We start from the raw sequence: 9,392 nt of genomic DNA on the forward strand, positions 1-9,392 counted from the left end.
GTAAAAGAGAGTATAAGATCACACCCAGAACGGTCGGTCAAACCCTCATGTTCTGCTTAAAAAACGTTCGCGATCTCGCCCTGGTTGGGTATCGCAGGAGCTAGCCACCCATGGCCTATGACTATAGCCAGAGCCTGAATCCGCAGAAGGCGCTGATATTCCGGATCGTGCATCGGGATAATCTGGAATGGATCCTGACCCATGGCCTGTGGGCGGGGAATGGTCAGCAGCAAAACCCGCACTGGGTGCATATCGGGTTGCCGGAGCTGATTGCCAAGCGCGCCATCCGGTGCCGCTGGAGCCTTACGGCGTGTTGAATGACTATGTACCCTTCTACTTCACGCCGTTTTCGCCCATGCTCAGCAATATTCACTCGGGGCGCGGTGTTCCCCAGCGTGAAAATGATGAAATCCTGATCCTGGTTTCCAGCCTGCATCGCCTGGCTGAACTGGGGTACCGTTTGTGTTTACCGATAGCCATGCCTATTACCAGTGGGCCAATTTCTATGCCGATCTTGGCGATCTGGGGCGGATTGACTGGCCACTGTTGCAGCGCCGTGACTTCAAGCGTGATGCGGACGATTTGAGCAAGCTGGAACGCTATCAGGCCGAGGCCTTGATCCATCAACATTGCCCCATCGAGGCGTTGCTGGGTGTGGTGTGTTACAACGAAGAGATAAAGAACCGCGTGGAACAATGCATGAATCGGGTCGGGGTCGCGCGCCCCGTCTATGTCCGTGATGGGTGGTATTTCAGATGATTCGATATACAACAGGCAACCTGCTGGATGCTCCGGTGGAAGCACTGGTAAATACCGTCAACACCGTCGGTGTCATGGGCAAGGGGATTGCCTTGATGTTCAAGGAGCGGTTCCCGGCCAATATGCGTGCCTATGCCGAGGCGTGCAAGCAGGGTGACGTCGTCACCGGCAAGATGTTTATTACCCAGACGGGTGAGCTGCTGGGGCCGCGCTGGATCGTCAACTTTCCGACCAAACAGCACTGGCGCAATCCGGCACAGATGGCGTGGATCCAGGAGGGTTTGCAGGATCTGCGGGCCTGGTTACAGGCGCAGCAGGTCTCTTCGATTGCCATTCCGCCGCTGGGGGCTGGCAACGGTGGTCTGCCTTGGCCAGAGGTCAAACAGGCGATCGAAACGGCACTGGGCGATCTGGATATCGATATCCTGCTCTATGAGCCCAGTCGCCAGTACCAAAATGTGGCCAAGCGCGGCGGGGTGGCGGAGCTGACTCCGGCTCGGGCCCTGATTGCTGAACTGGTACGTCGCTACTGGTTTTTAGGGATGGAGTGCAGCTTGCTGGAAATCCAGAAACTAGCCTGGTTTCTGGCGCGGGTCATTGGCCGCAACCCGCTGGGGGATCCGTTGCAGTTGCAGTTTAAGGCCCATCGTTATGGCCCTTATGCCAACAATCTGACCCATCTGCTCAATGCGATGGACGGCAGTTATCTGCAGTCCGACAAGCGCATCCCGGATAGCAAGCCGTTTGATGTCATCTGGTTTAATGAGGCGAAAAAACAAGAGCTTGCCGTTTATCTCCAGACCGAGGCCAAAGCATTTTTACCGATACTGGAGCAGACGACCGCGTTAATCGATGGTTTTGAGTCGCCCTATGGCATGGAGTTATTGGCCACGGTGGATTGGTTGATCGCCGAAGAGGGCTGTGCGCCGACGCTGAGCGCGCTGCGCGAGGGGTTGCACCGCTGGCCTGCGGGAACCCCGTGGGGTGAGCGTAAGGCGCGGCTGTTTGATGATCGCAGCCTGCAGATCGCCTTGACCCGCTTGCAGCAGGGATTGGTGTAACGAAGTGGGTATAACGAATCAGAGCGGCTGCGCGGTTGTCGCGGCGGCTTGAGAGAATAACAGGGATAGAGAGCATGATTTCAGTCGGCCAACGGGAGCGGGCAACCCAGAACCGCATGATCCATCTTTTCGAACAGAAGCTGGGCTATCGCTATCTGGGGGATTGGCATACTCGGGAGAACAACCGGAATGTCGAGCCGGAGCTGCTGACCGCTTGGCTGGTGGGGCGGGGCGTGGACGCGGCGCTGATCCCCAAGGTGCTCAGGCAACTGGATCGAGCGGCGAGCCTGGGCGAAGGGCGCATCCTCTATGACGCCAACAAGGAGGTCTATCGCCTGCTGCGTTATGGCGTGAAGGAAAAAGTGGGCGCAGGCGAGCAGAACCAGACCGTCTGGCTTGTTGACTGGACTAATCCGCAGGCCAACGACTTTGCCATCGCCGAAGAGGTGACGGTCAAGGGCGAGCATAAGAAGCGGCCGGATCTGGTGCTCTATGTCAACGGCATTGCCCTTGGCGTCATTGAGCTCAAGCGCTCTACCGTCTCTGTCTCTGAAGGTATCCACCAGAACCTGGATAACCAGAAGAAGGATTTTATCCGTAACTTCTTCACCACCATGCAGTTGGTGATGGCGGGCAACGACACCCAGGGCGTGCGCTACGGCACCATCGAAACCCCCGAGAAGTACTATCTGGAGTGGAAAGAGCCAGCCGATCCAATACATTCCGACCATGTCGAGCAGCCGAGTGCCAATCTGCTGGACCAGCATCTGGCGCAGTTGTGCAGTAAGGCGCGCTTTCTGGAGCTGATCCACGACTTTATCGTGTTTGATGCGGGCACCAAGAAGACCTGCCGTCATAACCAGTATTTCGGCATCCGTGCCGCCAAGGCATATATCCGCCGCCGGGATGGCGGCATCATCTGGCACACCCAAGGCAGCGGCAAGAGCCTGACTATGGTCTGGCTGGCCAAGTGGATCCGCGAAAATGTGACCGACAGCCGGGTGCTGATCATCACCGACCGTACCGAACTCGATGAGCAGATCGAAAAGGTATTCAGCGGGGTGGAGGAGGAGATCCTGCGCACCAAGAGCGGGGCTGATCTGGTGGCCCGTTTGCATGCCCATAATCCCTGGCTGATCTGCTCCCTAGTGCATAAGTTCGGTCGTACGCCAGAAGGCGAGTCGGATGACGAAGATGAAGGCAGCTCGGATGATTTTATTGCTGATATGCGTCGCAGCTTGCCCTCGGACTTCAGCCCCAAGGGCCAGCTGTTTGTGTTTGTCGATGAGTGTCACCGCACCCAGTCCGGCAAGCTGCATGGGGCGATGAAGAGCCTGTTGCCAGAGGCGCTGTTTATCGGTTTTACCGGCACGCCGCTGATGAAGCTGGACAAGAAAAAATCCATTGAAATATTTGGTCCTTACATTCACACCTACAAGTTCAACGAGGCGGTGAGTGACGGCGTGGTGCTGGATCTGCGCTACGAGGCGCGGGACATCGATCAGCGGGTCAAATCCCAGAAGAAAGTGGATGAGTGGTTTGATTCGAAAACCAGCAAGCTGAGTCGGCTGGGCAAGCAACAGCTTAAACAGAAATGGGCCTCGATGCAGAAGCTGCTCTCCAGTCGTTCGCGGCTGGAGCAGATAGTGGCCGATATTCTGCTCGACTTCGAGCGCAAGCCCCGGCTGGCCGATGGTCGTGGCAATGCCATGCTGGTCTGCGCCAGCGTCTATCAAGCCTGCAAAAGTTACGAGATGTTCAGCCAGGCCGGTTTTGCTGGCAAGTGCGCCATCGTCACCAGTTACCAACCCAATGCCAGCGAGATCAAGGGCGAGGAGACGGGCGAAGGGCTGACGGAGAAGCTGGCCAAGTACAACATCTACCGCAAGATGCTGGCCGACTATTTCGAGCAGCCGGAGAATGAGGCGGCCAAGCGGGTCGAAGAGTTTGAAAAACTGGTCAAGCAGCGTTTTATCAAAGAGCCGGGCCAGATGCGGCTACTCATCGTCGTGGACAAGCTGCTGACCGGCTTTGATGCCCCCTCTGCTACCTACCTCTACATCGACAAGAAGATGGCCGATCACAACCTGTTTCAGGCCATCTGCCGGGTGAATCGGCTGGATGGTGACGACAAGGAGTACGGCTACATCATCGATTACAAAGACCTGTTCAAGTCGCTGGAGAAGACGGTCAACGACTATACGGCCGAGGCCTTCGCAGGCTATGACAAGGAGGATGTGGCCGGGCTGCTCAAGGATCGACTGGCCCAGGCCAAAGAGGATCTGGATAACGCCCTGGAAGCCGTCCGCGCCCTGTGTGAGCCGGTGAAGGCGCCCAAGTCTCTACCCGATTATCTGCATTATTTCTGCTGTGAGCAGGGCGCTGATGAAGAGACGCTGAGCGAGAAAGAGGCATTGCGTCTGACCCTGTATCAGTTTGTGGCCAAGCTGATCCGTGCCTTTACCAATTTGGCGGGAGAGTTGGAGGAGGCCGGTTACAGCGCCTCGCAGGCGGAGTCGATTAAGCAGGAGGTCGAACATTTCGCCTCTATGCGTGACGGGATCAAACTGGCCAGTGGTGATCTGGTGGATATGAAGCAGTTCGAGCCGGGTATGCGCCAAATGCTGGATCTGTGGGTGGATGCGGACCCCAGCGAGACGCTGATGGACTTTGAAGAGCTGGGGCTGTTGGAGCTCATTATCCAGCGCGGCCCGGAGGCGCTGGAAGGGCTCCCCAAGGAGATGCGAAAAAATCAGGAGGCGATGGCCGAGGCGATTGAAAACAACGTGCGCCGAACCATAGTCGATGAGAATCCGGTCAACCCCAAATACTACGAGAAGATGTCGGTTCTGCTCGATGAGCTGATCGAGTTGCGCCGCCAGCAGGCCATCTCCTACCAGGAGTATCTGGAGAAGGTACGCGAGCTGGCCAAGCAGGTGAAACATCCGCAGAGCCATAGCCAGAGCGCCTATCCCGAGAGTATCAATACAGCGGCCAGACGGGCTCTGTATGACAATCTGGGCAAGGATGAACTGCTGGTGGCCAAGATTGATACCGCTGTGCGCTATACCAAGAAAGCCGACTGGCATGGGGATCGCTTCAAGGAGCGGGAAGTAGCCTTTGCCATCATGGAGGAGATCACGGGATATGACGTTGAAGTGCGCGAGGTGATGGAGCTGGTCAAGGCCCAGAAGGAGTACCTGTGAGCGAGCAGATGCAGGTGGGTGAGCTGGTGTTCCAGTTGCATCGCAAGGCGATAAAAAACCTGCACATCAATGTGCTACCGCCCGATGGCTTTGTCCGGGTATCAGCACCGCAAGCGATGACCGAGACTGCCATCCGCACTGCGGTGATCTCCCGCCTGCCGTGGATCCGCCGTCAGCAGCAGGCCTTTGCCGCCCAGCCCAGGCAGCCTGAGCGGGAGATGGTCTCTGGCGAGTCACATTTTCTCTGGGGGCGTAAATACCGTCTCGATGTAGTGGAGCAGATGGGACGACATCAGGTTCGTCTGCAGAGCAACAATCGATTGCAACTGCTGGTGCAGCCCGGAACCAGCCTTGAAAACCGGCAGGAGCTCTTGCGCCGTTTCTACCGCGATGAACTCAAGCAGCAACTGGAAACAATGTTTGGCCCTTGGTGTGAGCGCCTCGGCGTCGAGATGCCGATATTGGGCGTGAAGAAGATGAAGACCATGTGGGGCTGCTGCAACACCCAGTCATCACGCATCTGGATCAATCTGGAGCTGGCGAAGAAACCCCACGCCTGTCTGGAGTACATTCTGGTCCATGAGCTGGTGCATCTGCTGGAGCGGCACCACAACGAACGCTTCAAATCGCTGATGGATACATGGCTACCCGATTGGCGCGAGCGCCGAAACTTACTCAACAACCAGCCGCTGGCGTTTGAAGAGTGGGTGTATTGAATAGCGTGTTCCCAGACAGCAAGATTGTGTCTAAAAATACAGTAGCGATTCAGTCTAACTCAATCACTGGTTACGTGCTGTTATAGTGCTGAACCTAAAATTCTGGACGAGCATCATGGTGTTGAATGCTGCACTCGGTTGCCAAGTTACAAGAGGTGTTTGATGGTGCGTCAACAAGGTAACTTGGGCTTGCATGGATGCAAGCGGGGGCGAGTGGCAATAATAAGAAAAACTAGCGGGTGGCAACTCGGGGTATTGTGGGGACTGATTGGCTTATTTGGGGTGTTCAGTGCTGCGCAGGCAGTGCCTTCTATTGGGGTACCGACGACCGTCCGGTTGTGTATCGATCCAGATTGGCATCCATTCGAGTCAGTAACGCCAGATGGCAAGCAGGTCGGTATCGCTCATGATTTGCGGCAACTGATTGCCGAACGCGCGGCTCTGTCGTTCAAACTGGTACCGACCAAAACTTGGGATGAGTCTCTCCTGAAGGCGCGAGCTGGCGAGTGTGATGCTCTGTCACTACTCAACGAGACGCCCGTCCGACCCTGTTGAGCTATATCTTGTACCAGCACCATCACTGCTATGTCACCCAACCCCTGCTGCTGGAGCAGCTGCGGGAGTGGGGTGTCCGCTTGTCATCGGGGCAACTGGACAATCTCCTGAGCAAGGACAAAGAGCGCTTCCATGCCGAGAAAGATGACCTGCTACGAGCGGGTCTGTCGCATGGACATGTAACGGTGGATGACAGTGGTGCCCGACATCAGGGCAAAAATGGCTATGTCACGCAGATAGGCAACGAGTTCTTCGCCTGGTTCAGCTCGACACAAAGCAAGAGCCGGGTGAATTTCCTGACGCTGTTGCAGGGAGAGCATGCCAGCTATGTCATCAACGCGTCGGCTCTGCAGTACATGCGGCAACAGAAGCTGCCCCGGGAGCCGTTGGGCAAAGTCGCCTTGAAATCCAGTGAGTCAATGGATGAGACGCAGTGGCAGGAGTGGCAGGCGTCGTTGGCAATAAGCGGGCGCAAGCATCAGCAGACGGTGATCGAAGGCGCGCTGCTGGGGGCCCTGCTGGAGCGGGAAGAGATACAGCGTCTGGCGGTGATCAGCGATGGAGCCCCGCAGTTTAGCGTGTTGCAGCACGGATTGTGCTGGGTGCATGCGGAACGACAGGTGCATAACCTGAACCCGGTGGGCGAGCAGCAAAGAAAAGCGGTAGAGCGGGTGAGAAAAAGGATATGGATACTTTATCGGGCGCTAAAAGCCTACCAGAGTGCCCCTTCGACCAAGAGGGCTAAGCAGTTATCGAGCTTGTTTGACCGGATATTCAGACAGAAGACAGTGTATGTACTGTTGAACCGGCTGCTGAAGCGGTTACGCGAACACAAGGACGAATTATTGCTGGTGCTGAAGCGGCCGGAGGTGCCGTTGCACACCAATGGTAGCGAGCGGGACATCCGGGGTCATGTGAAGAAGCGAAAGGTGAGCGGAAGCACCCGCAGCGAGGAAGGGAGACGTTGCCGGGATACATTTATGAGTCTGAAAAATACCTGCAGAAAGTTGGGTATGTCGTTCTGGAAATATCTGCAGGAGAGGATAAATGGTGGTCCATTTGTGCCGCTAGCTGAACTGATCAACCAGCGGTAAAAGGAGCCCATCGCCACGACTTAATGAGAAGTTACTTGATTATTTTGTACCTATTTGACCTTATTGGATTTCCTGCCGCCGAATGGCGGCAGGAACTGAATGCAGCACACCACGCTTACAACTGGAACTGGGCAACCCGTCCCTGCAGCTGTTCGGCCAACTGGCTCAGGGAGAGGCAGGCGGAGGCCGTCTGCTCGGCGCCACTGGCCACCTCGTTGGCCGCCTCATGGATCACCGCTATGTTGCGGTTCAGATCCTCGGTCACCGAGTTCTGCTCCTCGGTGGCGGTGGCAATCTGGGTGTTCATGTCCGAGATCAGCGCCACCGATTCGGTGACCTTGTGGATCATGGAGCCCACATCCGAGGTACTGTTCACCGTGGTGTCCATCAACTGACGGCTATGATCCATATTCTCCACCGTCTCGCGGGCCCGGCTCTGCAGCAGATCTATGATGCGGTTGATCTCGCTGGTAGAGTCCTGGGTTCGCTTGGCCAGGGTGCGCACCTCGTCGGCCACCACGGCAAAACCCCGACCATGCTCACCGGCCCGTGCCGCCTCGATGGCGGCATTGAGCGCCAGCAGGTTGGTCTGATCGGCGATGGAGCGGATCACCTCCAGCACCACACCGATGCTCTGGCTATCCTGCTGCAGATGATCCACCACCTGCCCGGCCTGCTCCAGCTTCTGCGCCACCACACCGGTATCCTTGATGGCCAACTGCACGGCATGCAACCCCGCCGAGGAGTCCCCCGCCGCCGTACTGGCCGAGTTGGCCGCCTCGTTGCAGTTGCGCGACACCTCCTGCACCGTGGATTGCAACTCGTTGATGGCGGCGGCCAACTGATCGATCTCTTGGAGCTGCTGGGCAACCCCCTGAGAGGATTGGGTAGCGATGGCATTGACCTCCTCCGCCGCCGTTCCCAATTGGTGAACGGCAGCGGCCACATCGGCAACCAGGGTCCGCAGATGGGTATGCATGCTGCCAAAGGCCGAGGCCAGCTGACCCAGTTCGTCGCGAGCAAAGCAGCGCGGATCCAGCGTGCCGCTCAAATCGCCTCTGGAGAGCCGATTGGCCTGCTCCACCAGGTGCGCCAGCGGCTTTTTGATCTGGCCGGAGAGCCAGTAGGCCAGCCCAAACACCAGCAACGCCGCCGCCAGTAGCGAACCGACGATCCAGCGCTTGGCCTGTTTATTGGCACGGTTAAACTGGGCCTCCATGGCACTAGCCTGCTGCTGGTTCAGGTCCATCAGCTTGCCAACCAGGGGGGTAAGCCCATTGTAGAGCGCAACGGATGCCACCGCCTTCTGGGACGCCATCCCGGTCTGCCCTTCTCGCTTCAGGCTCATGATCTCCTGGTGCAGGGGCAGATAAGCCTGCCACTTGTTGCGCAACTCCTCGAACAGCGTCCGCTGCTCCGGGGTGCGCAAATTACTCTCATAATCCGCCAGGCTCTGCTGCACCCGGGTCATCACCTCGGCCACCAACTGCTCCTCCTGAGGTAGATTGGCCGCATTGCCCAGCAACATGAAGCGCAGCTCCAAGCGCCGGACATCCGCCAGGTTTTGCTTGAGTGCCGCACTATCGAGCATTTCCGGTATGATTTGGGCACTGGTGATATGAAACTTCTCTTCGGCACCGCTTAGCAGGCTGAACGACATGCCCCCCAGCGACAGCAACAGGATAAAAAAGAGAGAAAACGACAACACCAGTTTTTTACTGATTGATAGATCTTTTAACATGCCAACGCTCCATCATTTTTTAGAAAAAAAAACGCATCCAGCGTTTCAACTGAATCACATCAACAATTTTTAATTTGTGATCGGTTAGACTAAATATTCAATTGAGAATTTTCTCTTTAACAAGATCAGTGAATGTAAAAATAAGCAGGTATTCAATTGCGGCCTGGCATCGTGATCGGTAAGCGCCGCTAAATCGACCTACTTGCCTTCGTTGTATTGCGCCACTTTTTTTGCAATGGGCTCCAGCGGGACGTTCCAGG

7 protein-coding genes and 1 pseudogene are annotated in these 9,392 nt (G+C 56.6%); 7 read left to right on the plus strand and 1 reads right to left on the minus strand.

Annotated elements, in window-relative coordinates:
- Positions 1-110 precede the first annotated feature (110 nt).
- From ACYVG7_RS08695 to ACYVG7_RS08725, 7 genes and pseudogenes are all read left to right on the plus strand, one after another.
- Positions 111-391 (plus strand): annotated as a pseudogene (locus tag ACYVG7_RS08695) (DarT ssDNA thymidine ADP-ribosyltransferase family protein); the annotation flags it as partial.
- 71 nt (positions 392-462) lie between these two features.
- Positions 463-759: a DUF4433 domain-containing protein gene (locus tag ACYVG7_RS08700; protein ID WP_460882762.1), complete on the plus strand. Its 297-nt coding sequence runs from the start codon at positions 463-465 to the stop codon at positions 757-759.
- Positions 756-1,820: a type II toxin-antitoxin system antitoxin DNA ADP-ribosyl glycohydrolase DarG gene (gene darG, locus ACYVG7_RS08705; RefSeq protein WP_024941051.1), complete on the plus strand. Its 1,065-nt coding sequence runs from the start codon at positions 756-758 to the stop codon at positions 1,818-1,820. Before ACYVG7_RS08700 ends, darG begins: the two co-directional genes overlap by 4 nt.
- A 74-nt stretch (positions 1,821-1,894) precedes the next feature.
- Complete coding sequence (locus ACYVG7_RS08710; RefSeq protein WP_460882763.1) at positions 1,895-5,026, plus strand: type I restriction endonuclease subunit R; 3,132 nt, start codon at positions 1,895-1,897, stop codon at positions 5,024-5,026.
- An 8-nt stretch (positions 5,027-5,034) separates the two neighbouring features.
- Positions 5,035-5,742, plus strand: a complete 708-nt coding sequence (locus ACYVG7_RS08715; RefSeq protein WP_460882766.1) for a M48 family metallopeptidase — start codon at positions 5,035-5,037, stop codon at positions 5,740-5,742.
- 162 nt (positions 5,743-5,904) lie between these two features.
- Positions 5,905-6,297 (plus strand): transporter substrate-binding domain-containing protein, encoded by a 393-nt coding sequence (locus tag ACYVG7_RS08720; RefSeq protein ID WP_410198439.1) that lies wholly within the window; start codon positions 5,905-5,907, stop codon positions 6,295-6,297.
- An 8-nt stretch (positions 6,298-6,305) separates the two neighbouring features.
- Positions 6,306-7,391 carry an IS66 family transposase gene (locus tag ACYVG7_RS08725; protein ID WP_460882764.1) on the plus strand — a complete coding sequence of 362 codons (1,086 nt, stop codon included), beginning with the start codon at positions 6,306-6,308 and terminating at the stop codon, positions 7,389-7,391.
- 115 nt (positions 7,392-7,506) lie between these two features.
- Here ACYVG7_RS08725 and ACYVG7_RS08730 read toward each other — a convergent pair whose 3' ends face one another.
- On the minus strand, positions 7,507-9,132 hold the full coding sequence (locus tag ACYVG7_RS08730; protein WP_460882765.1) for a methyl-accepting chemotaxis protein: 1,626 nt from the start codon (positions 9,130-9,132) through the stop codon (positions 7,507-7,509).
- Positions 9,133-9,392 lie beyond the last annotated feature (260 nt).

The organism is Pseudaeromonas pectinilytica (assembly GCF_054780855.1).